This is a genomic window from Bradyrhizobium sp. NBAIM03 (assembly GCF_020194055.1).
GTDB classification, from domain to species: Bacteria; Pseudomonadota; Alphaproteobacteria; order Rhizobiales; family Xanthobacteraceae; genus Bradyrhizobium; species Bradyrhizobium yuanmingense.
In genome coordinates, this window is the sequence record NZ_JADYVS010000016.1 from 23,516 (window position 1) to 48,429 (window position 24,914).

The 24,914-nt window shown below is 65.5% G+C and carries 21 protein-coding genes; 19 read left to right on the forward strand and 2 right to left on the reverse strand.

Translation table 11 applies throughout. From position 1 onward, the window contains the following. Positions 1-159: 159 nt before the first annotated feature. Entirely contained in the window at positions 160-1,059 is a 900-nt protein-coding gene (locus I6F21_RS23195; protein ID WP_225183465.1) for a LysR substrate-binding domain-containing protein, read from the reverse strand. Positions 1,060-1,335: 276 nt separating this feature from the next. On the opposite strand from I6F21_RS23195, the gene I6F21_RS23200 reads away from it, so the two are divergent. The 10 genes from I6F21_RS23200 to I6F21_RS23245 all read left to right on the forward strand — a co-directional run bounded on the left by I6F21_RS23200 (position 1,336) and on the right by I6F21_RS23245 (position 11,262). Then, positions 1,336-2,370 carry an ABC transporter substrate-binding protein gene (locus I6F21_RS23200; RefSeq protein WP_035998434.1) on the forward strand — a complete coding sequence of 345 codons (1,035 nt, stop codon included), beginning with the start codon at positions 1,336-1,338 and terminating at the stop codon, positions 2,368-2,370. 23 nt (positions 2,371-2,393) lie between these two features. Further along, positions 2,394-3,434, forward strand: a complete 1,041-nt coding sequence (locus I6F21_RS23205; protein WP_225146426.1) for an ABC transporter ATP-binding protein — start codon at positions 2,394-2,396, stop codon at positions 3,432-3,434. After that, entirely contained in the window at positions 3,431-4,306 is an 876-nt protein-coding gene (locus I6F21_RS23210; protein WP_225183466.1) for an ABC transporter permease, read from the forward strand. Before I6F21_RS23205 ends, I6F21_RS23210 begins: the two co-directional genes overlap by 4 nt. Next, positions 4,303-5,109, forward strand: a complete 807-nt coding sequence (locus tag I6F21_RS23215; RefSeq protein ID WP_225146428.1) for an ABC transporter permease — start codon at positions 4,303-4,305, stop codon at positions 5,107-5,109. The genes I6F21_RS23210 and I6F21_RS23215 overlap by 4 nt, the downstream gene beginning before the upstream one ends. Positions 5,110-5,117: 8 nt before the next feature. Further along, positions 5,118-6,254, forward strand: coding sequence for an FAD-dependent oxidoreductase (locus I6F21_RS23220; protein WP_128264214.1), 1,137 nt, complete (start codon positions 5,118-5,120; stop codon positions 6,252-6,254). A gap of 31 nt (positions 6,255-6,285) precedes the next feature. After that, on the forward strand, positions 6,286-6,582 hold the full coding sequence (locus tag I6F21_RS23225; protein WP_025034065.1) for a (2Fe-2S)-binding protein: 297 nt from the start codon (positions 6,286-6,288) through the stop codon (positions 6,580-6,582). Then, the gene (locus I6F21_RS23230; protein ID WP_225183467.1) at positions 6,579-7,997 is read left to right on the forward strand and encodes a (2Fe-2S)-binding protein; all 1,419 of its coding nucleotides are present in this window, start codon (positions 6,579-6,581) and stop codon (positions 7,995-7,997) included. The genes I6F21_RS23225 and I6F21_RS23230 overlap by 4 nt, the downstream gene beginning before the upstream one ends. Beyond that, on the forward strand, positions 7,994-9,115 hold the full coding sequence (locus I6F21_RS23235; protein WP_036021805.1) for an FAD-dependent oxidoreductase: 1,122 nt from the start codon (positions 7,994-7,996) through the stop codon (positions 9,113-9,115). The genes I6F21_RS23230 and I6F21_RS23235 overlap by 4 nt, the downstream gene beginning before the upstream one ends. Positions 9,116-9,128: 13 nt before the next feature. Continuing rightward, positions 9,129-9,476, forward strand: a complete 348-nt coding sequence (locus I6F21_RS23240; protein WP_225183468.1) for a RidA family protein — start codon at positions 9,129-9,131, stop codon at positions 9,474-9,476. 172 nt (positions 9,477-9,648) lie between these two features. Next, positions 9,649-11,262, forward strand: a complete 1,614-nt coding sequence (locus I6F21_RS23245; protein ID WP_225183469.1) for an ABC-F family ATP-binding cassette domain-containing protein — start codon at positions 9,649-9,651, stop codon at positions 11,260-11,262. 192 nt (positions 11,263-11,454) lie between these two features. Here the strand turns inward: I6F21_RS23245 and I6F21_RS23250 are convergent, their stop codons facing one another. Then, the gene (locus tag I6F21_RS23250; RefSeq protein ID WP_225183470.1) at positions 11,455-12,777 is read right to left on the reverse strand and encodes a dicarboxylate/amino acid:cation symporter; all 1,323 of its coding nucleotides are present in this window, start codon (positions 12,775-12,777) and stop codon (positions 11,455-11,457) included. A gap of 126 nt (positions 12,778-12,903) precedes the next feature. Between I6F21_RS23250 and I6F21_RS23255 the strand changes: the two genes are divergently transcribed. From I6F21_RS23255 to I6F21_RS23295, 9 genes are all read left to right on the forward strand, one after another. Beyond that, positions 12,904-14,217, forward strand: a complete 1,314-nt coding sequence (locus I6F21_RS23255) for a solute carrier family 23 protein (RefSeq protein WP_225183471.1) — start codon at positions 12,904-12,906, stop codon at positions 14,215-14,217. A gap of 70 nt (positions 14,218-14,287) precedes the next feature. Then, entirely contained in the window at positions 14,288-15,124 is an 837-nt protein-coding gene (locus I6F21_RS23260) for a glucose 1-dehydrogenase (protein WP_035998460.1), read from the forward strand. 131 nt (positions 15,125-15,255) lie between these two features. Further along, positions 15,256-17,055 carry a cation:proton antiporter gene (locus I6F21_RS23265; RefSeq protein ID WP_225139275.1) on the forward strand — a complete coding sequence of 600 codons (1,800 nt, stop codon included), beginning with the start codon at positions 15,256-15,258 and terminating at the stop codon, positions 17,053-17,055. A gap of 74 nt (positions 17,056-17,129) precedes the next feature. Next, on the forward strand, positions 17,130-17,951 hold the full coding sequence (locus I6F21_RS23270) for an NAD-dependent protein deacetylase (RefSeq protein ID WP_225183472.1): 822 nt from the start codon (positions 17,130-17,132) through the stop codon (positions 17,949-17,951). Positions 17,952-18,091: 140 nt separating this feature from the next. Further along, complete coding sequence (locus I6F21_RS23275) at positions 18,092-20,176, forward strand: hydantoinase/oxoprolinase family protein (protein WP_225183473.1); 2,085 nt, start codon at positions 18,092-18,094, stop codon at positions 20,174-20,176. A 2-nt stretch (positions 20,177-20,178) separates the two neighbouring features. Continuing rightward, positions 20,179-21,837, forward strand: a complete 1,659-nt coding sequence (locus I6F21_RS23280) for a hydantoinase B/oxoprolinase family protein (RefSeq protein WP_225183474.1) — start codon at positions 20,179-20,181, stop codon at positions 21,835-21,837. A 33-nt stretch (positions 21,838-21,870) separates the two neighbouring features. Further along, the gene (locus tag I6F21_RS23285; RefSeq protein ID WP_225183475.1) at positions 21,871-22,869 is read left to right on the forward strand and encodes a TRAP transporter substrate-binding protein; all 999 of its coding nucleotides are present in this window, start codon (positions 21,871-21,873) and stop codon (positions 22,867-22,869) included. A 9-nt stretch (positions 22,870-22,878) separates the two neighbouring features. Then, positions 22,879-23,472 carry a TRAP transporter small permease gene (locus I6F21_RS23290; protein WP_225183476.1) on the forward strand — a complete coding sequence of 198 codons (594 nt, stop codon included), beginning with the start codon at positions 22,879-22,881 and terminating at the stop codon, positions 23,470-23,472. A 31-nt stretch (positions 23,473-23,503) separates the two neighbouring features. Beyond that, entirely contained in the window at positions 23,504-24,808 is a 1,305-nt protein-coding gene (locus I6F21_RS23295; RefSeq protein WP_225183477.1) for a TRAP transporter large permease subunit, read from the forward strand. The last annotated feature ends 106 nt before the right edge of the window (positions 24,809-24,914 follow it).

A 24,914-nucleotide genomic window follows, 5' to 3' on the forward strand; every position in this document is an offset into this window, starting at 1 on the left:
CCCTCTCCCCGCTTGCGGGAGAGGGCAGGGGAGAGGGCTCTCTCCAATCGGGGACACTCCCCGTGTTGAGAGAACCCTCTCCCGGCGCTACGCGCCGACCTCTCCCGCAAGCGGGAGAGGTTGAAGCGAGCCTGTAGCTGCACTGTTCGAACCGAAGCCCTAATCCTCGAACTCCACCAGCGCCTTGCGCATGGTCTCGACCAGGTCTAGTGCCACCGGCGACGGGCTGCGCTGCGCCGGAAACACCGCGGAGAATTCGAAGTCGATCCGCGGCAGGAAGCGGCGTACGACGACGCCGCGCGTTGCAAATTCCTGCGCCGTGAAGGGATCGCAGATCGCGACGCCGAGGCCCGACGACACCATGCCGCACATGATTTCCGACAGCGTGGTCTCGACGCGCAGCACGCGGCGGACATCGTGGCGGTGGAAGACCTGATCGACGAGATGCCGGCTCGAGGATCCCGCCGACAGCGAGATGAAGGTCTCACCCTCGAAATCGCGCGGCTCCAGCACGTCCTTCTCCGCGAGGTGATGACCGGTCGGCAGCACTGCGACGCGCGCCGGCGCCGGCAGTCTCTGGCTCGGCAGACCGGAATGCGCGATCGGCACCTCGGCAAAGCCGACGTCACATTGATTGTTCAGCACCCAGTCGACCACGATCGGCGAGATGACACCGAAGAAGGCGAGGTTGAGGTTTGGCCGCTCCTTCAGAAAGTGACCGGTGAGCCGCGGCAGATAGCCGTTCGACAGCGCCGGCAGTGCCGCGATGCGTAGCGAGCCGGTGCGGCGTCCCCGGATTTCTTCCGCTGCCGCAGTGATGCGTTCGAGGCCGACGAAGGAGCGCTCGACCTCGGTGTAGAGCGCCATCGCCGCGGCGGTCGGCACCAGGCCGGTGCCGCGCCGTTCGAACAGCTCCATCTTCAGCAGCGCCTGGAGGTCGCGCAGCAACCGGCTGACGGCCGGCTGCGTCACCTTCATCAGCGCCGCCGCCTCGGTCACGCTGCCGGTCAGCATCATCGCGCGGAAGGCCTCCACCTGCCGCGAATTGATACGCGCCATTCCAACCCCATCCATAACATTTCGGCATGCAGAGGGTGCCATTATTCATTGGACGATGGAAGTATAGGTCTGCGATCTTTTTCATCAGGACTGGAGACAGCCCGCTTTTTCGGCAGATTGGAGGGGTTCAAACCTCCAGATCGCGCCAAAACCCGCCGAATGGGGGCCGGAGCCCTGATCGGAAGCGGATTGGCGCGGAAGGGAATGCGGCAACGCGCTTCAGCCAGCGAGACTCGTCGGCACGTCACCTCATTCCGGTATTGGAGATCGGTCCACATGAAGACTTTTCGCCTTCTGACCGCGGTCAGCATCGCAGCGCTCATTGCCGTCCCCTCGGTCGCCTCGGCCCAGCAGAAAACGCTCTACGTCGCCGGCTATGGCGGCTCGTTCGAGAAGACCATCCGCGACGAGGTGATCCCGGCCTTCGAGAAGGAGAACGGCGTCAAGGTCGAATACGTCGCCGGCAATTCCACCGACACGCTGGCCAAGCTCCAGGCGCAGAAAGGCAACCAGCAGATCGACGTCGCCATCGTCGATGATGGCCCGATGTACCAGGCCATCCAGCTCGGCTTCTGCGGCAAGCTCGACGGCCTGCCCGCCGATCTCTACGACACTGCGCGCTTCAAGGACGATCGCGCGGTCGCGATCGGCATCGTCGCCACCGGGCTGATGTACAACACGAAGGTGTTCAAGGAGAAAGGCTGGGCGCCGCCGACCTCGTGGAACGACCTGAAGGACACGAAATACGCAAAACAGCTCGTGATTCCACCGATCAACAACACCTACGGTCTCGAAGCGCTGGTGATGCTGTCGAAGATGAACGGCGGCGGCGAGACCAACGTCGAGTCCGGCTTCAAGATCTTCAAGGAGCAGATCAATCCGAACGTGCTGGCCTATGAGCCGTCGCCGGGCAAGATGACCGAGCTGTTCCAGTCCGGCCAGGCCGTGATCGCGGTATGGGGCACCGGCCGCGTGCAGAGCTTCGCCAATACCGGCTTCCCCGTCGACTTCGTCTACCCGAAGGAAGGCGCAGCGACGCTGCTGACCACGGCGTGCCCGATCAATAAGCCCAATGCTTCGCCGCTGGCTGCGAGCTTCGTCAAGATGCTGCTCGATCCGAAAACCCAGCTCGTGATGCTGAAGGATTACGGCTACGGCCCGGTGCTGAAATCGCTGGTGATCCCGCCCGAGCTCGGCAAGATGGCGCCGATCGGCGAGCGCGCGGCCAAGCTCTACAATCCGGACTGGACCGTGATCAACGAGAAGCGCGAGGAGTGGACCAAGCGCTGGAATCGCGAGGTCGAACGCTGATCGGTCGCCGCGGAGACAGCGTCATGGCCTATCTCGAGCTCGATCGGGTCGCAAAGCAGTTCGGCACGCAGACTGTGGTCGATGACTTCAGCCTGTCGGTGGGGAAGGGGGAGTTCATCTCCTTCCTCGGCCCGTCCGGCTGCGGCAAGACCACGACGCTGCAGATGATCGCGGGCTTCCTCGATCCGACGCGCGGCGCGATCCGCCTTGAGGGCAAGGACCTGACCGTGATCCATCCGGCCAAGCGCGGCCTCGGCATCGTGTTCCAGAGCTACGCGCTGTTTCCGCACATGACCGCGGCGGAGAACGTTGCCTTTGGCCTGGAGATGCGTGGCGTGCCGCGCGCTGAAAGGTCCGAACGCGTCCGCGCCGCACTCGCGATGGTGGGCCTCGCCGGATACGAGGATCGCCATCCGCGTCGCATGTCCGGCGGCCAGCAGCAGCGCGTGGCACTGGCGCGTGCGCTGGTGATCAAGCCGAGCGTGCTGCTGCTCGACGAGCCGCTGTCGAACCTCGACGCCAAGCTGCGCGAGGAGATGCAGATCGAGCTGCGCCAGATCCAGCGCACCGTCGGCACCACCACGATCCTGGTCACGCATGACCAGAACGAGGCGATGTCGCTGTCGGATCGCATCGTGGTGATGAGTCAGGGCAAGATCGAGCAGATCGGCACGCCACAAGAGACCTATGAAAGGCCGGCCTCGGCCTTCGTCTCGCAATTCCTTGGCAAGACCAACGATTTTGCCGGAACGATCGACCGGACCGTCGCGCCGACGCAGTTGGTGGCCGGCTCCTGGCGCGCACCGGCGCCGGCTGGGCTCGGCGGTCCCGTCACCGTCAGCGTTCGCCCCGAAAGAATCGGCTTTGGCGATACAGGGCTCAGCGCAAAAATCATCACGCGCATCTTCCAGGGCAATCACTGGCTGTTCCAGTGCGACAGTGAATGCGGCCCGGCGATCGTGATCCGCCAGAACGACGGCAAAGCGCAGCCGGCCGAAGGGGACGCGGTTCGCCTCACCTGGCGGCCCGAAGACATGAGCGTTCGCGTGAGGGCCGGCGCATGAGCATGGCGGCCGAGGAGCGCAGCCTGCGCGCGCCGTGGGTGCTGACCGCACCCGCCTTGATGCTGTTCGTCGGCGTGCTGCTGATTCCGCTGGCAATGACGGTGATGCTGTCGTTCCACGATTGGGGCCAGTACAAGGGCATCGAGCCGGTCTTCATCCTCAAGAACTGGCACGAGATCGCGACCGATCCGTATTACGCCGAGATGTTCTGGCGGACGTTCCGCATCGCCATCCTGACCACACTGCTCACGGCGCTACTCGGGGCACCGGAAGCCTATATCCTCAACCGCATGAGCGGCCGCTGGAAGAGTTTTTTCCTCCTGGTCATTCCGGGGCCGCTTCTCATCTCCGTGGTGGCGCGCACGCTGGGCTGGGCCCTGCTGTTCGGTGGCAACAACGGCCTCGTCAACAAGCTGCTGATGTCGCTCGGGCTGATCGGCTCCCCCATTCCCTTCATGTTCACCGAAACAGGCGTGGTGATCGCGCTCGCGCATGTGATGATGCCGTTCATGGTGCTCTCGGTGTGGGCGGCGCTGCAGCGGCTCGATCCGCAGATCGAGAATGCTGCGATGTCGCTCGGCGCGGGCCCTGCGACCATCATCCGCCGCATCATCATGCCCCAGATCATGCCGGGCGTGCTGTCGGGCGCCATCATCGTGTTCTCGCTCTCGGCCAGCGCCTTCGCGACGCCGGCGATCATCGGCGGCCGCCGCCTCAAGGTCGCCGCGACGCTCGCCTATGACGAATTCCTCAACACGCTGAACTGGCCACTCGGTGCCGCCGTCGCAACGCTGCTGCTAGCCGCATTGGTGCTGATCGTCGTCGGCAGCAACGCACTGATCGAACGCCGCTATGCGGAGGTGTTCCGATGAGCCGGAACGGTCCGCTCGCGCTGATCTTCCACACCGTCTTCGTCATCATCATGGTGGCGCCGATCCTGGTGGTCTGCCTCGTCGCCTTCACGCCCGAAGGTTTTCTGTCGCTGCCGACCAACGGGTTTTCGCTGCGCTGGTTCAAGACGATCCTGAATTACCCCGAATTCATTCACGCCTTCTGGGTCAGCCTCGGCCTTGGCGCGTTGTCCTCCCTCGTGGCGCTGCTGTTCGCGGTGCCGGCGGCGCTGGCGATCGCGCGCTATCGCTTCCGTGGTCGTGATGTGCTGGCGGCGCTGTTCCTGTCGCCGCTGATGATCCCGCATGTGGTGCTCGGCATCGCCTTCCTGCGCTTCTTCACTTCGGCCGGTCTCGGCGGTAGCTTCGCGGCGCTGATCGTCGCGCATGTCATCATCGTGTTCCCGTTCGCGCTGCGGCTGACGCTGGCGGCGGCGACCGGCATGGACCGCACGGTCGAGATGGCGGCGGTCTCGCTCGGCGCCGGCGGCTGGACGCTGTTCCGCCGCGTGACCTTGCCGCTGATCCTGCCCGGCGTGATTAGCGGTTGGGCGCTCGCCTTCATCCAGTCCTTCGACGATCTCACCATGACCGTCTTCCTTGCTGCGCCCGGGACCGAGACGTTGCCGGTCCGCATGTTCCTTTACATCCAGGACAACATCGATCCGCTCGTGACGTCGGTCTCGGCCTGCGTGATCGCAATCACCATGGCCGCCCTCATTTTGCTCGACCGCTTCTACGGGCTCGACCGTGTGCTCGCTGGCAAGGGCGATACGGGACGATAGGAGAACTCATGTCAGGAGATTACGACGTCGCCGTCGTCGGCGGCGGACTGCTCGGCTCCGCCATTGCCTGGGGCCTCGGCCGGCTCGGCAAGAAGGTCGCCGTGCTCGACGAAGGCGACATCACCAAGCGCGCCTCGCGCGCGAACTTCGCATTGGTGTGGGTGCAGAGCAAAGGGCTCGGCATGCCGGCCTATACGCGGTGGACCGTGCAGGCCTCGCAGGCGTGGGGCCGGCTGGCCTCCGAGCTGAAGCAGCAGACCGGCCTCGACGTCGCCCTGCAGCAGAACGGCGGTTTTCATCTCACGCTCGGCGAGGACGAATTCGGCCAGCGCACCGAGCTCGTCAAGCGCATGCACAACCAGGTCGGCGCGGCCGACTACAAGATGGAGATGCTGCGGCCGTCCGAGGTGAAGGAGGCGCTGCCTCTGATCGGCCCCGAGGTCTCCGGCGGCAGCTATTGTCCGCTCGACGGCCACGTCAATTCGCTGCGCACCTTCCGCGCCTTCCACACCGGCTTCATTGCGTTCGGCATCGACTATTTTCCGGAGCGCCCGGTCTCGACGATCAGCAAGAGCGGCGGCGAATTTCGCCTGACCACGCCGCAGGGCGAGCTGCGTGCCGGCAAGATCGTGCTTGCCGCCGGCAATGCCAACCAGGCGTTAGCGCCGATGGTCGGCCTCTTTGCGCCGATGGGCCCGACGCGCGGCCAGGTCGTCGTGACCGAGCGCACCATGCCGTTCCTGCCGCATCCGCTGACCACGATCCGCCAGACCGACGAGGGCACGGTGATGATCGGCGACAGCAAGGAGGACGAGCTCGATGATCGCACGCTGAAGCCGTCGATCAGCGGCGTCATGGCCGATCGCGCGCAGCGCATGTTTCCGCATCTGGCGCGGCTCAACGTGGTCAGGAGCTGGTCCGGAATCCGCGTCATGCCGCAGGACGGCTTTCCGATCTACGATCAGTCGGAGACGCATCCCGGTGCCTTCGTCGCCTGCTGCCATTCCGGCGTGACGCTCGCCTCCAACCACGCCTTCGAGATCGCGCGCATGGTGGCGCAGGGCGCGCTCGAGCCGGAGCTGGTCGGCGCGTTCTCGGCCAGCCGTTTTGGTGGCGCAGGTGCTGCGAATAGCAGCGGCTACTAGAGATTCTGAGAAGGAGCCAAGAGGCATCCCCATGTTCAAGCGATCCGAACAGGACAAGCGGCCACAGGTGCAGATCTTCGTCGACGGCGTCGCGGTCGCAGCGCGCCAGGGCGACACCGTCTCCGCCGCACTGCTGGCCTCCGGCGTTGACGCACGGCGTTCCACCGCGGTGAGCGGCGCGCCGCGTCTGCCTTATTGCATGATGGGCGTCTGCTTCGACTGCCTCGTCACCATCGACGGCGTCGGCAACCGGCAAGGGTGCCTCGTGCCCGTCGCCGAGGGCATGCAGATCGAAATCCAGAAGGGCAAGCGGGAGATCGGAAAATGAGCGTGGCTCCCAAGCGCGAAAACTATGACGTCGTGGTGATCGGCGCCGGGCCCGCGGGCCTTGCTGCTGCCGCAACATCCGCCGAGGCCGGCCTCTCGACGCTGCTGCTCGACGAGAACATCGGCCCCGGTGGCCAGGTGTTTCGCGCCATCGCCTCGACGCCGGTTACCGAGCGCAATCAGCTCGGCGCCGATTATTGGGTCGGGGCCGATCTCGTGCAGTCGCTGCGCGCGAGCAATGCGGAGGTCATTCACCGCGCCACCGTCTGGAGCCTCGACCGCAATCTCGATATCGCCGTCTCGATCGGCGGCGCCTCGGCCTTCGTCAAGGCGAAACGCGTGATTCTCGCGACCGGTGCGCTGGAGCGGCCGTTCCCAATTCCCGGCTGGACGCTGCCGGGCGTGATGACCGCGGGCGCGGCGCAGACCATGCTGAAGTCCTCGGCGCTGGTGCCCGACGGACGCACCGTGATCGCAGGGCAGGGGCCGCTGCTCTGGCTGCTCGCCGCGCAGATACTGCGGCTTGGCGGCCGCATCGATCGCATCCTCGACACCACCCAGCGCGGTAATTATTTCGCTGCGCTCCCGCACGCTTTCGCCTTCCTCACCTCGCCCTATTTCGCCAAGGGCCTGTCGATGATGCGCGAGGTGAGGGCGAAGGTGCAGGTCGTCTCCGGCGTCACCGAGCTTGCGGCTTCCGGTGATGGCCAGCTTGCCAGCGTGAGCTACGTCGCCGGCGGCAAGCGCGAGACCATCGCTGCGGACCTGTTGCTGCTGCATCAGGGCGTCATGCCCAACGTCAATCTGGCGATGTCAGCCGGCATCGAGCATCGCTGGGATGATCTGCAATTGTGCTGGTCGCCAGTGCTCGACGCGAGCGGCAATTCGTCGGTCGCCGGCATCGCGATCGCCGGTGACGGGGCCGGCATCGGCGGCGCGAGTGCAGCCGTGGTGCGCGGTCGCATTGCCGCGCGCGCCGCCGTCGAAGCACTGGCGCCCGCTTCTGCCGCAAAACTTCCCGCAATGGCGACGCTCCGTTCCGACCTCGCCAAGGCTGAGCGTGGTCGCCTGTTCCTCGACACGCTGTTCCGCCCCGCGCCGCAGTTCCGGATTCCTTCAGGCGATACCATCGTCTGTCGTTGCGAAGAGGTCACGGCAAAGGACGTTCTCGATTCTGTCGCGATCGGCGCGACCGGGCCGAATCAGCTCAAGGCCTATCGCCGCACCGGCATGGGCCCGTGCCAGGGCCGGCTCTGCGGCCTCACCGTCACCGAGCTGATGGCGCGGGCGCGCGGCAAGACCCCGCAGGAGATCGGTTACTACCGGCTGCGCGCGCCGGTGAAGCCGATCACGCTGGCCGAACTCGCCGCCGTTCCCAAGAGCGAGGCCGACGTCAAGGCTGTGGTGCGCGGATGAGCACAAATGTGGATGCGATCGTCATTGGCGGCGGCATCCACGGGTGCTCGACCACGCTGCATCTGTGTCTCGCCGGCCTGAAGCCGGTGCTGATCGAGAAGGACTATGCCGGCCGTCACGCCTCGGGCGTCAATGCCGGCGGCGTCCGGCAGCTCGCGCGGCACATTCCCGAGATTCCGCTGTCGATCCGCTCGATGGACATCTGGGAGAAGATCACGGATCTCGTCGACGACGATTGCAGCTTCGAGAGCTACGGCCAGGTGCTGGTCGCCGAGAACGAGGAAGAACTCGCCCTCTGCCGCGCGCGCGTCGCCGAGCTCAATGCGCTGGGCTTCACCCACGAGGAGCTGATCGACGCCGCCGAACTGCGCCGGCTGGTGCCGGCGGTGGCCGAGACCTGTCCCGGCGGTGTGGTTTCTCGGCGTGACGGTGCGGCCAATCCGGCGCAGACGACGACGGCGTTCCGCCGCAAGGCCGAGCAATTGGGCGCAACTGTGCGCGAAGGCGTAGCTGCCGGCAGCATCCGGCACCGTGACGGCCTCTGGCACGTCGATGCCGGGTCGGAGAGCTTTGCCGCGCCGGTGCTGGTGAATGCTGCCGGCGCCTGGGCCGGCAGGATCGCGGCTCATCTCGGCGAGCCCGTCCCGGTCGAAACCGTGGCGCCGATGCTGATGATCACCTCGCGCGTGCCGCACTTCATCGACCCCGTCGTGATCCTGCGTGGTCGAAAGCTGTCCTTCAAGCAGTTCAAGAACGGCACCGTGCTGATCGGCGGCGGCCATCTGGCGACGCCCTATCAGGATCGCAACGAGACGGTGCTGGACTGGAAGAGCCTTGCGACCAGTGCGCAGACCGTGTTCGAGCTGTTTCCGGTGATGCGCAGCGCCAACATCGTCCGTGCCTGGGCCGGCATTGAAGCCAAGATGAAGGACGACATTCCCGTGTTCGGGCCGAGCTCGCGTCACAAGGGCCTCTATCACCAGTTCGGCTTCTCGCTGCACGGTTTCCAGCTCGGCCCTGGCGCCGGCGCCGTGATGGCGGAACTGATCGTCAACGGCGGCACCCAGACCCGTATCGGCGAACTCGGCATCGACCGCTTCCACCCTTCCACGCTCTAAACAAGAGGATATCATGAGCATCACCCGCAGCATCCGCACGCCCATCATGCACCGCGCCGTCGAAGCCAATGGCTTCGTCTTCCTCGGCGGCACGATCGCCGACGACACCTCGGTCTCGATGGGCGAGCAGACCCGCAGCATCCTCGGCAAGATCGCCGGCTATCTGAAAGAGGCGGGAACCGACAAGAGCCGCGTGGTCAGCGCCTCGATCTTCGTCACCGATCTCTCCAAGAAGAAAGAGATGGACGCGGCCTGGACCGAATTCTTCGGCGACAACCTGCCGACCCGCGCCACCGTCGGCGTCGCCGATCTCGGCGGCGGTGCGCTAATTGAGGTGGTGGTGACCGCGCTCAAGGGCTGATGGTGCACGGCGAGGAAGGACGACAGCGCCCATCACGCCTGTTGTCTCCTCGTGCCGCGCCTTGATCTCGCCCTTTGATGGGACTAGTTAGAGAGTTCCTCAATCAGGATCTTCGCAGCCATGGATTTCACCCCGACCGCAACGCCCATCCGCCTTGCTCACGGGGAATTCCATGCCTGCTTCAATCATCCTGTCGAACCTGTCGCTGTCCACGCCTGACGGGCGCTCTCTCTTCTCAAACCTCGATCTGACATTCGGCGCCGAGCGAACTGGTCTCGTCGGCCGTAACGGCGTTGGCAAGACGACGCTGCTTGCGTCGATGCTCGGCGAACATATTCCTCAGTCGGGACGCGTTCTGATCAACGGCACTATCGGCTTGTTACGCCAGGACGTGCAGGTTCTTGCCGGCGGGACCGTGGCGGATCTGTTCGGCGTGCGGCCGGCGCTCGAGTTGATGCGCCGTGCCGAGCGGGGCGACGCCTCCGCCGACGAGGTCGCTGCGGTCGACTGGACGCTCGAGACGCGGCTTGAGGCCGCGTTGGCGCGCCTCGGGTTCGATCCGTCTCCCGATACGGCGCTGTCGTGCCTGTCCGGTGGCCAGATCACGCGGGTTCGTCTCGCCGCGCTGGTGTTCGCTGCGCCTGACTTCCTGCTGCTGGACGAGCCCACCAACAATCTCGACCAGGACGGACGCAAGGCCGTCACCGATCTGCTGGCTGCCTGGCGCGGCGGCGCGATTATCGTCAGCCACGACCGGACACTGCTCGACACCATGGATGCGATCGTCGAGCTGACGTCGCTCGGCGCGACGCGATATGGTGGCAATTGGAGCAGCTTTCGAACGCAGAAGGCCATCGAGCTCGCGGCTGTGAGGCACGATCTCGCGCTTGCCGAGAACCGGCTGTCCGAGATCGACGGGAGGGCGCGGGAGGCCGCGGAGAAGAAAGCGCGCAAGGACAGCGGCGGCAGAAAGAAGCGCGCCAAGGGCGACATGCCGCGCATCCTGGCCGGCGCCCGCAAGGATCGCAGCGAGGACACCGGCGGCAAGAATGCGCAAATCGCCGAGCGGCAGCGCGCGGAAGCGCTTCAAGCCATCGACACGGCGCGCCGGCGCGTCGAGGTTCTTCAGCCGCTCTCGGTCAAATTGCCCGCAACCGACCTGCCGGCGGGGAGGGAGGTGCTTTGGCTTGACGGTGTCAGCGCTGGCTTTTGGCCGGAGCAGCCAGTCGTGCGCGACCTCTCATTTGCGGTGGTCGGGCCGGAGCGCGTCGCGCTGGTCGGGCCCAATGGCTCCGGCAAGACGACGCTGCTGAAGCTCATCGTGGGCGAGCTGCGTCCGCTTGCGGGCATCGTGCGGCTCAGGCCGGATTTCGCGTTGTTCGACCAGAAGGTCAGCCTGCTCGACCCGGCGCGCTCCATCCTGGACAATTTTCGGCGTCTCAATCCGAAGGCCGGTGCGAACGAGTGCCATGCCGCGCTGGCCCGGTTCATGTTTCGCGCCGATGCCGCCTTGCAAATCGCCGGGAGCCTGAGCGGCGGGCAAATCTTCCGCGCGGGCCTCGCTTGCGTTCTGGGCGGGCAGCCGCCGCCGTCGCTGCTGATCCTGGACGAGCCGACCAATCATCTCGACTTCGAGTCCATCGAAGCCGTCGAGGCCGGCTTGCGGGCCTATGACGGCGCACTGCTGGTCGTCAGCCATGACGAGGCGTTCCTGCAGGCGATCGGGATCACGCGGCGGATCGAACTTGCCGCCAATTTGCCGCGCATCGATGGCGGGATCGTCTGATCCCGCTTGGCGCTCTGGATCTGGCTGTGATTTTCAAAAGCCCGACGCCCTGCCCCCAGCGCGTCGGGCGGAAAAAAATGAGTATAAATCCGTGATCCCAACGCCATTGTTGTGACGCGGGCCGCATCGATTTTCTACTCCGGGAAACTACCGCATCGGAACCAGGCTTCGTCTGCCCACCGATTGCGCGGCCTAGGATGCCGCGCCTCCACCCGGCTCCAGCGCCTCGCCGATCTCCAGCGGATGCGCCATGGTCTCGTGCAGCGCGTCGCGGTCGAGCTCGCCTTCGGAGATGCTGATGACCACGCAGGCAACGCCATTGCCGATCAGGTTGGTGAGCGCGCGGCATTCACTCATGAACTTGTCGATGCCGACCAGGATCGCGATCGACTGGATCGGGATATCAGGCACGATCGACAGGGTCGCAGCGAGCGTGATGAAGCCGGCGCCGGTCACGCCCGAGGCCCCCTTGGAGGTGATCATGGCGATGCCCAAAATGCCGAGCTCCTGCCAGATGGTCAGATGGGTGTTGGTCGCCTGCGCCAGGAACAGCGTCGCCAGCGTCATGTAGATGTTGGTCCCGTCGAGGTTGAAGCTGTAGCCGGTCGGGATGACGAGGCCGACCACGGAGCGTGAGGCGCCGAGATGCTCCATCTTCTGGATCATCTGCGGCAGCACGGTCTCGGAGGACGAGGTGCCGAGCACGATCAAGAGTTCGTCCTTGATATAGGCGATGAAGCGCAGGATCGAGAAGCCGGCGAGCCGGGCGATCGAACCCAGCACGATCAGCACGAACAGGATACTGGTCAGATAGAACGTGCCGATCAGCGCGGCGAGATTGAGCAGCGAGCCGAGGCCGTAGGCGCCGACGGTGAACGCCATGGCGCCGAAGGCGCCGATCGGCGCGACGCGCACGATGATGCGGATGATGCCGAAGAACATCTTCGCCGCCTTGTCGATTGCGTCCGCGATGGGCTCGCCGGCCTTGCCGAGAAAGGCGATGGCGAAGCCGGAGAGAATCGAGATCAGCAGCACCTGCAAGAGGTCGCCGCGCGCGATGGCGCCGAGATAGCTGTCGGGAATGATCGCCATCAGGTGGGCGACGATTCCCTCTTCCTTGGCCTTGGTGACGTAGGTCGCCACCGAATTCGGGTCGATCGTGGCTGGATCGATGTTGAAGCCGTGCCCGGGCTGGAGAATCTCCCCGACCAGAAGGCCGACCGCGAGGGCCACGGTCGAGACCGTCTCGAAATAGATCAGCGATTTCAGCCCGACCCGGCCGACCCGCTTCAGATCGCCCATCGAGGAGATGCCGTGCACCACGGTGCAGAAGATCACGGGCGCGATCATCATCTTGATCAGCGCGATGAAGCCGTCGCCGAGCGGCTTCAAGGCCTTGCCGAGATCGGGATAGACATAGCCGATGAGCACGCCGAGTGCGATCGCGATCAGCACCTGGACGTAGAGGATCTTGTGCCGGCGCTGGATGGCTGACGGGATCGCAATCTGTGTCATAATGTAGGCTCGGGAACGGATTGATCGTGGATGATTTGCATCATGTGATGGGCGCCGCAGAAGCGACAATCACATTTTTGTCTGTTGGCACGACCATCGGTCGTTGCGTCGAACTTGGGTGGGAACATGACGATCGCAACAGGCTCGGACGAGCAGAGTTATTTTCCACGTTGGAAGCTCAAGACCTCGGGCGTGATTATGCCGGAGGAGCGGCTGTCCTGGGGCCAGACCATCGTCTCGGGTCTTCAACATTGCGTCGCGATGTCCGGTGCGACGATCATCGCGCCGCTGTTGATGGGGTTCGATCCCAACGTTGCAGTTCTGTTCTCCGGCGTCGGCACGCTGATCTTCTTCGTCATCGTCGCCGGGCGCGTGCCGAGCTATCTCGGCTCGAGCTTCGCCTTCATCGCCGTCGTCATCGCCGCCACCGGCTATGCCGGGCAGGGGCCGAACCCGAACCTGTCGGTTGCGCTCGGCGGCATCGTCGGCGCCGGAGTGCTGTATGGCCTGATTTCGCTGGTCGTGATGTGGTCCGGTGTCGGCTGGATCGAGCGGCTGCTGCCGCCGGCCGTTACCGGCGCCGTCGTCGCCGCGATCGGCCTCAATCTCGCGCCGGTGGCGGTCAAGGCAGTGAGCGCCAACGCATTCGACACCTGGATCGGCCTCGCCACCGTCTTGATCATCGGCGTGGTCGCCGTTGCAGCACCAGGCCTGTGGCGCCGCCTACCGATCATTCTCGGGGCGGTCGGCGGCTATTTCTTGTACCTGCTGTTCGCGAACGGCCTCGGCTTCGGCAGGCCGATCGACTTCACGCAATTGTCGGCCGCGCCGTGGCTCGGGCTGCCGAACTTCACTGCGCCGAGCTTCCATGCCGATGCGATCTTCCTCATCGCGCCGGTTGCCGTCATTCTCGTTGCCGAGAACCTCGGGCACATCAAGGCCGTTGGCGCCATGACCGGCCGAAGCCTCGATTCTTATCTTGGCCGCGCCCTGTTCGCCGACAGCTTAGCTACCATCGTGGCGGCGTGCGGCGGTGGTACCGGCGTCACCACCTACGCCGAGAACATCGGCGTGATGGCGGCGACCAAGGTCTATTCGACCCTGCTGTTTGCGTTCGCAGCCTTGGTGTCGATCCTGCTCGGCTTCTCGCCGAAATTCGGCGCGCTCATCCTGTCCATCCCGGGTCCCGTCATCGGGGGGCTTTCGATCGTGCTGTTCGGATTGATCGCGGCGATGGCCGGACGAATCTGGGTCGAGAACAAGGTCGACTTCGCTAATCCTGCGAACCTCATCACGGTCGCGGTGGCGCTGATCGCAGGGGCCGGCGATCTCACGCTCAAATTCGGTGCATTCACGATCGGCGGCATCGGCACCGCGACCTTCGGCGCGATCATCCTCTATCAGATCTTGACCTCGCCGCGCGCGCAGCGAGCTGACTAGATCCCGGCATCTGCGAGGGATGGAACAAAACGCCGGTTCCATCCATGATGATGCATCCCGGAGAAAACACATGCCGCAAACCGAACGCTCGACCCCGTTTCCCTCGCGCCTCGTCGGCCAGTACGCGCTGGTGACCGGCGCCTCACAAGGCATCGGCCGTGCCGTCGCCATCCGGCTCGCCCAGGAAGGCGCGACCGTCGCCATCAATTATTTCGGCAGTCCCGAGGGGGCGGACGAGACGCTCGCGCTCGCACGAACCGCATCGAGCGATCGCGGCCACGGCAGGCTCGACCATATCGTCGTCAAGGCCGATATCGGCAATGAGCAGGACATCGCCGCGATGTTCGAGACGGTCCTGGCGCGTTTCAAGCGCCTCGACTGTCTCGTCAACAATGCCGGCTTCCAGCGGGAATCGCCGAGCGAGGCGCTCGACGTCGAAACCTATCGCCGCATCATCGACGTCAACCTGAACGGCGCCGTGCTGTGTGCGCAGAAGGCGCTGGCGCATTTCGTCGCGCGCGGGGCAGGCGGCAGCATCATCAACTGCTCCAGCGTCCACCAGATCATCCCCAAACCCGGCTATCTCGCTTACTCGATCAGCAAGGGCGGCATGGCCAATCTGACGCGCACGCTGGCGCTGGAATTCGCCGGCCAGCGCATCCGCGTCAATGCGGTTGGTCCCGGCGCGATCGACACGCCGATCAATGCGGCGTGGACCGGCGATCCGGAGAAGCGCGGCGTCGTCACCTCCCACATTCCGATGGGGCGCGTCGGCACGCCGGAAGAGATCGCCGCGGTGTTCGCCTTCCTCGCCTCGGACGACGCCAGCTACATCACCGGCCAGACCATCTATGCCTGCGGGGGCCTGACGCTGTTTCCAGAGTTTCGGGAGAACTGGGCAAGCTGAAAACCGGCTTGGGGTTGCGCGCGCCTCGCGTGGGATAGAGGGGCGCGACCGGTTGGGGATCTGCGGCGCCGTGTGCTATCGACCGTGGATGGCGCTGCCGCTATTGGCGGGCGCCGACACGTGAAGGGCCCGTGACCACAACCATCAACATCAATGCCTATAGTGACGCGCTGGTGGTGCTCGGGACTGCCGGCGTGGTGGTGCCAATGGTCCGGCATTGGGGCATCAATCCCGTGCTGGGCTATCTCGGGGCCGGCGCCATTCTCGGTCCGCTCGGGCTCGGCTCGCTCGTCAAGGACGTCCCGGTCCTGTACTGGTTCACCGTGACGGACGCCCAGAACGTCGAGGGTATCGCCAATCTCGGCATCGTGTTCCTGCTATTCCTGATCGGGCTCGAGCTGTCTTTCAGACGGCTCATGACGATGCGGCGTCTGGTGTTCGGGCTCGGCGGCCTGCAAGTCCTCGCGACGTCGGCCATGATTTTCGGCGTGGCGCTTCTCTTCGGGCAGAGCTCCGATACGGCCGTGATCCTCGGCGCGAGCCTTGCGCTGTCCTCGACGGCGATCGTGCTCGAGCTCCTGTCCGCCGAGAGGCGGCTTTCCACCTCGGCCGGGCGCGCCAGCTTCTCGGTGCTGCTGGCTCAAGACCTCGCAGTCGTCCCCATTCTGGTTTTCGTCTCGGTGCTCGGCGCGGGAAGCGGTGGCTCGGTCGTGGCGCACATCTCCAGTGCGGTCCTGAAGGCTGTGCTGGCGGTAGCCTTCCTCACTCTGGTCGGACGGCTGCTGATCCGTCCGCTCTTCCAGATGGTCGCAGGCACCCATTCGACGGAGTTGTTCGTTGCCGCGACCTTGTTCGTCATCGTCGGCGCAGGCCTTGCCGCCCACCAGGCTGGCCTGTCGATGGCGCTCGGAGCCTTCGTTGCAGGACTGATGCTGGCGGAAACCGAATATGGCAAGGCCATCGAGGCCACCGTCGAGCCGTTCAAGGGCCTGCTGCTGGGCATCTTCTTCTTCACAGTCGGGATGGCGATCGACGTCCGTGTGTTCCTGCGCGAGCCCGGCTGGCTGCTGGCCGCCGTCGTCGGCATTCTCGTCGGCAAGGCGATCGTGCTGATCATCCTGGGGCGCCTCTTCAGGCTGTCATGGCCCGCGGCGATCGAGATCGGCTTCCTGCTGGGCCCCGTCGGCGAATTCGCCTTCGTCAGCATCGGAATGGCGGCGGCCGGAGGCATGATCGAGCCCCGCGTGTCGAGCTTTGCCGTCGCCGTCACCGCCGTGACGATGGCCCTGACGCCGCTTCTGGGCATGCTCGGGCGACGATTGGCCGCGAAGCTGAGCAGCGAACGCACGCCCGATCCCGAGCTCGCGGTCCGGCCGCCCGGCGACCGGGCGCAAGCCATCGTGGTCGGCTATGGCCGTGTTGGAAAGGTCGTCTGCTCCCTGCTGACCAGCCATGGCCTGAACTACATCGCGGTCGATCACGCGGCCGTCGACGTGGCGCGCGACCGCCGCGACGGTCACAAGGTCTATTTTGGCGATGCGACAGAGCCGGGTTTCCTCGAAGCCTGCGGCTTGATGCAGACGACCGGCGTGATCATCACCATCCAGTCGCGGCCGGCGATCGATGCCGTCGTCGAGCGGATCCGGGCGGTGCGGCCGGACGTGCTGATCGTCTCGCGTGCGCGGGACGCCGATCATGCCCGGCACCTTTACGCGATCGGCGCAACCGATGCGGTGCCGGAAACCATCGAGGCGAGCCTGCAGCTCTCCGAAGCCGCACTGGTCGGCCTCGGCGTTGCAGTCGGGCATGCGATCGCCTCGGTGCACGAGAAGCGGGACGAGTTCAGGCTGACGCTGCAGCAGGCCGCGCGGATCGCGGGACAAGAGAAAGCTCGTCCGCTCGATCTCACGGGACGGCGGTCGCCGCGATAGCGGCTATGCGGCCGCCATGCGCCGGGATTGTCGTCATCTGGCAAAACGGGCCGGCGCGAACTACATCATGCGCCATGACGAATGCCCCTCCGGCAAAACCTCCGCTCCAGGATTTCATCGGCCGGCACGAACGCCTGTTCGTGCTGACGGGCGCCGGCTGCAGCACCAATTCCGGGATTCCCGACTATCGCGACAGCCAGGGCAATTGGAAGCGGACCCAGCCCGTCAACTTCCAGGCCTTCATGTCGGACGAGCAGACCCGCCGGCGCTATTGGGCGCGCAGCCTGATCGGCTGGCGGCGGTTCGGCCGGGCGAGGCCCAACGATGCGCATCGCGCGCTGGCCCGGCTCGAGGCGAACGGCCGGTGCGGGATGCTGCTGACCCAGAACGTCGACCGGCTGCATCAGTCGGCCGGCCATCGGCAGGTGATCGACCTGCACGGCCGGCTCGATCTGGTCCGCTGCATGGGCTGCGGGGCGAAGACGCCGCGCGAGGAGTTTCAGCATGCGCTCGGCCGCGCCAATGCGGCATGGCTGACGCTCGATGCCGCCGATGCACCCGACGGCGACGCCGATCTGGAGCACGAGGATTTTTCCTCCTTCGAGGTGCCACCTTGCGAAGCCTGCGGCGGCATCCTCAAGCCCGACGTGGTGTTCTTCGGTGAGAACGTGCCGCGCGAGGTGGTGGCCACGGCGCAGGATCATCTGGCAGAAGCCGATGCCATGCTGATCGTCGGCTCGTCACTGATGGTCTATTCCGGCTTCCGCTTCGTCCAAGCCGCCGCGCGGCGCAATATCCCCATCGCCGCGGTCAATCTCGGCCGCACCCGCGCCGACGATCTCCTGACGCTGAAGGTCGAGGAGCGCTGTGAAGCGGCGCTTGCATTCCTGCTCTGATCGCTCAGGCGCGAACACGCCTTGCCTATTGCATAGGTGCCGCGCAAAATAGCCGGGCACAGCGTTGCAGGCATGCCTCATGGCACGGGAATTGCTGTGCTTTTGGACCCGAACTTGACGATCAGCACGGAGAAATTGGAATGCTCGAGGGAGCCGAGGTGCGGCTTGCCGTTGATATCGGTGGCACGTTCACCGACATCGTGCTGGACGTGGGACAAGACCGCAAAACCCGCAAGGTGCTGACGACGCCGCAGCGGCCCGAGCAGGCGGTGCTGGACGGCATGCGGCTCATTCTTGCCGATGCGCGCGCGCATATCAGCGATATCGACGTCTTCATCCACGGCACGACGCTTGCGACCAACGCTATCATCGAGCGGCGCGGCGCCAAGACGGCGCTGATCGCAACCGAAGGCTTTCGCGACGTGCTCGATATCGGCACCGAGAGCCGCTACGACCAGTACGATCTCAGCATCGACAAGCCGAAGCCGCTGGCGCCGCGCGGCCTCCGCTTCACCGTGCCCGAGCGCATCGACGCCCACGGCGCCGTCCGCCTCCCGCTCGACGAGACGGCTGTGCGCGCGCTCGCGCCGAAATTGCGTGAACTCGGCGTCGAGAGCGTCGCGGTCGCCTTCCTACACTCCTACGCCAATCCCGAGCACGAGCAACGCGCAGCGGCGATCATGGCCGAGGAGATGCCCGGCATCTCCGTCACATTGTCTTCCGCCGTCTGTCCCGAAATTCGCGAGTATGAGCGCACATCGACTGCGGTCGCGAACGCCTATGTGCAACCCCTGATCGACGGTTATCTCGCCCGCATGGCCGACGCCCTGCAGGTCGAGCAGTTCCGCGGCGCGATCTACCTCGTCACCTCAGGCGGCGGCGTCACCTCGATCGAGACCGCGCGGCGCTTTCCGGTGCGTCTCGTCGAATCCGGGCCGGCCGGCGGCGCGATCTTCGCGGCGCAGATCGCGGCGCGACTCGGGGAGAGCAAGGTGCTGTCCTTCGACATGGGCGGCACCACCGCGAAAATCTGCCTGATCGAGAAATACCAGCCCGAGACCTCGCGCGTGTTCGAGGTCGATCGCGCCGCGCGCTTCCTCAAGGGCTCCGGCCTGCCGGTGCGCATCCCCGTGATCGAGATGGTCGAGATCGGCGCCGGCGGCGGTTCGATCGCCCATGTCGACGCGATGAAGCGCGTCACCGTCGGCCCGGAGAGCGCCTCGTCGGAGCCGGGACCGGCCTGCTATGGCCGCGGCGGTCAGCGCCCCGCGGTGACGGATGCCGACGTTGCGCTCGGCATGATCGATCCTGACGCCTTTGCGGCCGGCACGATCAAGCTCGATCCGGAGCTGTCGAAACAGGCGCTGCTGCGCGATGTCGGTGCGCCGCTCGGCCTGTCGGCGGAAACAGCGGCTTATGCCGTGCACGAGGTGGTCTGCGAGAACATGGCGAGCGCCGCGCGCGTGCACGCTGTCGAGCGCGGCGCGGTGGTCGGCCAGCACACGCTGATCGCCTTCGGCGGCGCCGCGCCGCTGCATGCGGCGCGCGTTGCCGAGAAGATCGGCGTCTCCCGCGTGATCGTGCCCTCGAACGCCGGCGTCGGCTCGGCGGTCGGATTTCTGGCGGCTCCCATCGCGTATGAATTGGTGCGCAGCCGTCACGTCCGGCTCGATGATTTCGATACCGAGGCGGTCTCTGACTTGCTTCAGGACATGGTGACCGAAGCGCGCGCGCTGGTCGAGCCGGGCGCGGCCGGCGCGCCGGTGCGCGAGCGCCGCGCGGCTTTCATGCGCTATGTCGGCCAGGGCCACGAGATCACCGTCGAGCTGCCGAACCGTCCGCTGACGACGGCCGATCTCGCCGGTCTGCGGCAAAAGTTCGAGGCCGACTATTCGGCGATGTTCGAGCGACCGATCCCGGGCGCGGCGATCGAGGTGTTGAGCTGGTCGGTGCTCGCGACCACCGAGGCGCGCAATCCGTCCGCCGTCGCTTCCGTGGCGCGCCAGCCCGCGGCCAAGGCGTCCGGCAGCCGAAAATTCTTCGACGGCCGGGCCGGCGAAGTGATCGAGATCCCGCTCTATCGGCGCGAGGACATGGCGCCAGGGGCGACCATCGCAGGCCCCGCCGTGATCGCGGAAGACGAAACCTCGACCTTCGTCTCCACCAGTTTCGACGCCCATATCGACGGTGCCGGCAGCATCGTCATGGAACGAAAGGCGGCCTGATCATGAGCAAGGCAAATGGCGCGAGCCTGATCGACCTTCAGATCATGTGGCACCGGCTGATCGCCGTGGTCGAGGAGCAGGCGCAGGTGCTCTTGCGCACCGCCTTCAGCCCGATCGTGCGCGAATGCGGCGACCTCTCGGCCGGCGTGTTCGACCTCAGGGGGCGGATGCTGGCGCAGGCGGTGACCGGCACACCCGGCCACGTCAACTCGATGGCGGAATCGGTCAAGCACTTCATCGCTCACTTCCCGATCGAGACGATGAAGCAGGGCGATGCCTACATCACCAACGATCCCTGGATGGGGACCGGTCATCTCAACGATTTCGTCGTCACCACGCCCTGCTTCAAGGACGGCAAGGTCGTCGCACTGTTCTCCTGCACCAGCCATCTCATGGACATCGGCGGCATCGGCTTCGGGCCCGATGCCACCGACGTGTTCATGGAGGGGCTCTACATCCCCATGCTGAAGCTGATCGACCAGGGCGTCGTCAACGAGACGCTGATGGCGATGATCCGCACCAACACGCGGCTTCCGATCGACACCGAGGGCGACACCTATTCGCTCGCCGGCTGCAACGACGTTGGCTGCGAGCGCCTGGTCGAGATGATGAGCGAGTTCGGCATCGAGACGCTCGACGAGCTCGGCGACTACATCTGCGACCGCTCGCGCGAGGCCGTGCTGGCCGAGATTGCAAAGCTGCCGAAGGGCAGCTGGCGCAACACCATGGTGGTCGACGGATATGATGCCCCGGTGACGCTGGCGGCGACGCTGACCATCTCGGATACCGGCATCCACGTCGATTTCGACGGCACGTCCGCCGCGTCAAAATTCGGCATCAACGTGCCGCTGTCCTACACCACCGCCTACACCGTGTTCGGCCTCGGCTGCGTCGTCGCCTCGCAGATCCCGAATAATGCCGGCTCGCTCTCGCCGCTGACGGTGTCGGCGCCGGCTGGTGCCATCCTCAATGCGCCAAAGCCGGCGCCCGTGGCGTCGCGCCACGTGATCGGCCAGATGCTGCCGGACGTCGTGTTCGGCTGCCTGCGCCAGATCATACCCCAGCGCGTGCCCGCCGAAGGCACCTCCTGCCTGTGGAATCTCAACGTGCGCGGCCAGACCCGCTCCGGCGCCGGCGGCAATTACGGGTTCTCGATGGCAGTCACCTCCAACGGCGGCACCGGTGCGCGCTTCGGCAAGGACGGGCTGTCGGCGACCGCTTACCCAAGCGGCGTGCGCGGCACGCCGGTCGAGATCGCGGAGACGCAGACGCCGCTGATCTTCTGGCGCAAGGAGCTGCGCCCGGATTCCGGCGGGGCAGGGCGCACCCGCGGCGGCCTCGGCCAGATAATCGAAGTCGGCAGCGGGGTCGATGCGCCGTTCGACATCCTCGCCGCGTTCGACCGCATCGACCACCCGCCGCGCGGGCGGGACGGCGGCCAGAACGGCGAGGCCGGCTATGTCGGTCTCAAATCCGGCAAGAAGCTGCGCGGCAAGGGCTTTCAGCAGGTGCCGCCGGACGACCGGCTGGTCGTGCTGACGCCCGGCGGTGCCGGCATCGGCGATCCCAGGGAGCGCGATCGCGCGGCCGTCAACGACGACGTCGCAAGCGGTCTCGTGTCTTCGGAGAACGCAGTCAAGGTCTATGGGTACGCGCGTTGATGCATCAACACGCTCGGTAAACGGAGGGGAGCAATGATTACGCGACGGAACTTCACTGTGGGCGCAGCGACGCTGCTCGCCGCCGGCCACATCTCGACTCGCGCACGGGCGGCAACGAGCTGGGATATGTCGACGGTCTGGCCCGACGGCAATTTCCACACCCAGAACGCGATGGCGTTTGCGGAGGAGGTGAAGAAGCAGAGCAATGGTGCGGTCGCCATCACCGTGAAGGCCGGCGGCCAGCTCGGCTTCAAGGGGCCCGAGCACTTGCGGGCCGTGCGCGACGGCCTGGTGCCGCTCGCCGACGTCCTCAACATCCAGCAGGTCGGCGACGAGCCCTTCATGGGCGTCGAGAGCATCCCCTTCCTCTGCGGCTCCGTGGAGGAGCTCAAGGTGCTGCACAAATATGTGCGGCCTGAATACGAGAAGATCGCTGCGCGCAACAACCAGAAAATACTCTACATCGTGCCGTGGCCGACGCAATATCTGCATCTGAAGGCGAAGGTCGCCGACGTCGAGGGCCTCAAGAACATCAAGATCCGCGTGCCCGACAAGAATGCGGTCGAGATGCTCAATGCCATCGGTATGGCGGCGGTGATGATCCCTTGGGGCGAAACGATCCCCGCACTCGCCTCCGGCGCGGTGGCCGGGGTCTCCACCTCGTCGGTGTCCGGCGTCGACGGCAAGTTCTGGGAGTTCCTGAAATACGTCTACCCGACCAACCATGTCTGGTCGTCGCAGATGCTCACCGTCAATCTCGATGCCTGGAAGGCGCTCGGCGCCGATCAACAGAAGCTGGTCGCTGACATCGCGGCGAAGATGGAGCCCGGCTTCTGGGCCAATTCGCTCAAGGCCGATGTCGACAGCCTCAACCGCCTCAAGGAGGGCGGCATGGAGGTGGTGCCGGTCTCGGACGCCATGATGAAGGACATCCGGGCCAAGACCGCGCCGCAGTTGGATGCCTTCCTCAAGCGCGTGACGGCGGCCGACAAGCCGGTGCGGGCCTATCTCGCCGAAATTAAGCGCGGCTGAGGGCGAGGCGTGGTGAGCCTTTCGCCTGAAGCATCGCAAAGCCTCAACGCGGCGGCGCCTGCGCCGCTGCGCATCGTCCTCGACGGCATCGATCGCCTCGGCCGGCTCGATGGCTGGATCGGCGGCTTCTGTCTCCTGATGCTGACGCTGTTGATGCTGTGCGAGGTCGCGACCCGCTTCCTCTCGAACTTCCTACCGTTCTTCCCGCCGACCATCTCGATCGCGTGGGAATATTCCTCCTATCTGATGGCGGCGGCCTTCACTTTCGGTGCCGCCATGACGCTGCGCGTCGGCGGCCACATCCGCGTCGTGCTGCTCCTGAAGAACGCACCCGTGCCGGTGCAGCGCGCGCTCGAGATCCTCTCGGCGGCGGCCGGCTTCGCCTTCATGGCGTTCCTGACCATGGCCATGGTGAAATTCGCCTGGAGCGCCTTCGTGCGCGGCCAGGTCTCGACCTCGAGCGACACGCCGCTGTGGTTTCCGCAAGCGATCGTCACCTTCGGCATGTTGCTGCTGACGCTGCAGTTCCTCGCGCGTGCGATCCAGGCCGCGCTCGGCCTGCCGCTGGAGGACCATCGCATGAAGGCCTCGCCCGTCGAATGACCGCCTTGCCCGCATCCGGATCCAAGATCGCATGACCATCGAAGTCGTCGCCCTGTTCGCGATCCTGTTTGTGCTGCTAGCTTGCGGCGTCTGGATCGGCCTCACGCTTGCGCTGACCGCGACGCTGCTGCTCGCGATGTTCCGTTCGGTCCCGCTCGACAAGCTGCTGCCGCAATACGCCTGGAACATCCTGACCACGCAGGAGCTGCTGGCGCTGCCGTTGTTCATCCTGATGGGCGAGTTGCTATTCCGCACCCGTCTGTCACGCTCCCTGTTTCAGGGATTGGCGCCCTGGGCCGGGCTGCTGCCCGGGCGCCTGCTGCATGTGAACGTGATCGGCTGCACCATCTTCGCGGCGATCTCGGGCTCGTCGGCTGCGACAACGCAGGTGATCGGCCGCATGTCGCTCAGCGAGCTCACGCGCCGAGGTTATTCCCGTGACATCGCGATCGGCTCGCTCGCCGGCGCCGGCACGCTGGGCTTCCTGATCCCGCCCTCCAACATCATGATCATCTACGGCGTGCTTGGCGACGTCTCGATCCTGAAGCTGTTCACCGCCGGCGTGTTGCCGGGCTTCCTGCTGGCCGCGACGTTCATGGCCTGGGTGATGCTGCACACCACCCTCAAACCCGCGATGGTGCCCGAGACCGAAGCCAAGCTCTCGCAGGTGCAGTGGAGCGAGCGCTTTGCAGCACTGAAGGATCTCGCGCCGGCGCTGTTCCTGATCGCATGCGTGCTCGGCTCGATGTATGGCGGGCTCGCAACGCCCTCGGAAGCTGCCGCGGTCGGCGTGCTCGGCGCGGCCCTGGTTGCCTGGGCGCAAGGCGCAATGTCGCAGCAGGTGATCCGCGACGTCTTGATCGGCTCGGTCGTCACTTGCTCGATGATCGCGCTGATCGTGCTGGGGGCTTCGATCCTCGGCAATGCCGCGGCCTTCCTCGGCATCCCGCAGGCGGTGGCCGCGTTCGTCAAGAGCCTCGGCCTGTCGCCCTTCATGCTGATCGTGGCGCTGATCGTCTTCTATCTCGTGCTCGGCTGTTTCCTCGACGGCTTCTCGATGATCGTGATGACGCTGCCGATCGTGCTGCCGATCGTGAAGGGTGCCGGCTTCGACGAGGTCTGGTTCGGCGTCTTCCTTGTGCTCGCCGTGGAGATGGCGCAGATCACGCCGCCCGTCGGCTTCAACCTGTTCGTGATCCAGGGGCTGACCGATGACGGTCTCGGCTATATCGCCCGCGTCACGATGCCGTACCTCATGATCATGATCGGATTCGTGCTGCTGCTGACGCTGTGGCCGAGCATCGTCACGATTCTGCCGAAGGTGCTTTACGGATAAGACGACTTGTTCCGGGATCGGCGGATCGAAAGCAAAAACGGTCAGCGTCGCTGCCGTTTCAAGTCGCGCTGCATCGAATTGACTTCGGCGCGCATTCCATATTTGC

Excerpts from the sequence above, each read along its gene's own strand:
- I6F21_RS23250 (WP_225183470.1), bottom strand. The coding sequence starts at position 12,777 with ATGACACAGATTGCGATCCCGTCAGCCATCCAGCGCCGGCACAAGATC.
- I6F21_RS23285 (WP_225183475.1), top strand. The coding sequence starts at position 21,871 with ATGATTACGCGACGGAACTTCACTGTGGGCGCAGCGACGCTGCTCGCC.
- I6F21_RS23255 (WP_225183471.1), top strand. The coding sequence starts at position 12,904 with ATGACGATCGCAACAGGCTCGGACGAGCAGAGTTATTTTCCACGTTGG.
- I6F21_RS23240 (WP_225183468.1), top strand. The coding sequence starts at position 9,129 with ATGAGCATCACCCGCAGCATCCGCACGCCCATCATGCACCGCGCCGTC.
- I6F21_RS23245 (WP_225183469.1), top strand. The coding sequence starts at position 9,649 with ATGCCTGCTTCAATCATCCTGTCGAACCTGTCGCTGTCCACGCCTGAC.
- I6F21_RS23275 (WP_225183473.1), top strand. The coding sequence starts at position 18,092 with ATGCTCGAGGGAGCCGAGGTGCGGCTTGCCGTTGATATCGGTGGCACG.
- I6F21_RS23230 (WP_225183467.1), top strand. The coding sequence starts at position 6,579 with ATGAGCGTGGCTCCCAAGCGCGAAAACTATGACGTCGTGGTGATCGGC.
- I6F21_RS23295 (WP_225183477.1), top strand. The coding sequence starts at position 23,504 with ATGACCATCGAAGTCGTCGCCCTGTTCGCGATCCTGTTTGTGCTGCTA.
- I6F21_RS23280 (WP_225183474.1), top strand. The coding sequence starts at position 20,179 with ATGAGCAAGGCAAATGGCGCGAGCCTGATCGACCTTCAGATCATGTGG.
- I6F21_RS23195 (WP_225183465.1), bottom strand. The coding sequence starts at position 1,059 with ATGGCGCGTATCAATTCGCGGCAGGTGGAGGCCTTCCGCGCGATGATG.
- I6F21_RS23270 (WP_225183472.1), top strand. The coding sequence starts at position 17,130 with ATGACGAATGCCCCTCCGGCAAAACCTCCGCTCCAGGATTTCATCGGC.
- I6F21_RS23215 (WP_225146428.1), top strand. The coding sequence starts at position 4,303 with ATGAGCCGGAACGGTCCGCTCGCGCTGATCTTCCACACCGTCTTCGTC.
- I6F21_RS23260 (WP_035998460.1), top strand. The coding sequence starts at position 14,288 with ATGCCGCAAACCGAACGCTCGACCCCGTTTCCCTCGCGCCTCGTCGGC.
- I6F21_RS23210 (WP_225183466.1), top strand. The coding sequence starts at position 3,431 with ATGAGCATGGCGGCCGAGGAGCGCAGCCTGCGCGCGCCGTGGGTGCTG.
- I6F21_RS23235 (WP_036021805.1), top strand. The coding sequence starts at position 7,994 with ATGAGCACAAATGTGGATGCGATCGTCATTGGCGGCGGCATCCACGGG.
- I6F21_RS23200 (WP_035998434.1), top strand. The coding sequence starts at position 1,336 with ATGAAGACTTTTCGCCTTCTGACCGCGGTCAGCATCGCAGCGCTCATT.
- I6F21_RS23220 (WP_128264214.1), top strand. The coding sequence starts at position 5,118 with ATGTCAGGAGATTACGACGTCGCCGTCGTCGGCGGCGGACTGCTCGGC.
- I6F21_RS23205 (WP_225146426.1), top strand. The coding sequence starts at position 2,394 with ATGGCCTATCTCGAGCTCGATCGGGTCGCAAAGCAGTTCGGCACGCAG.
- I6F21_RS23225 (WP_025034065.1), top strand. The coding sequence starts at position 6,286 with ATGTTCAAGCGATCCGAACAGGACAAGCGGCCACAGGTGCAGATCTTC.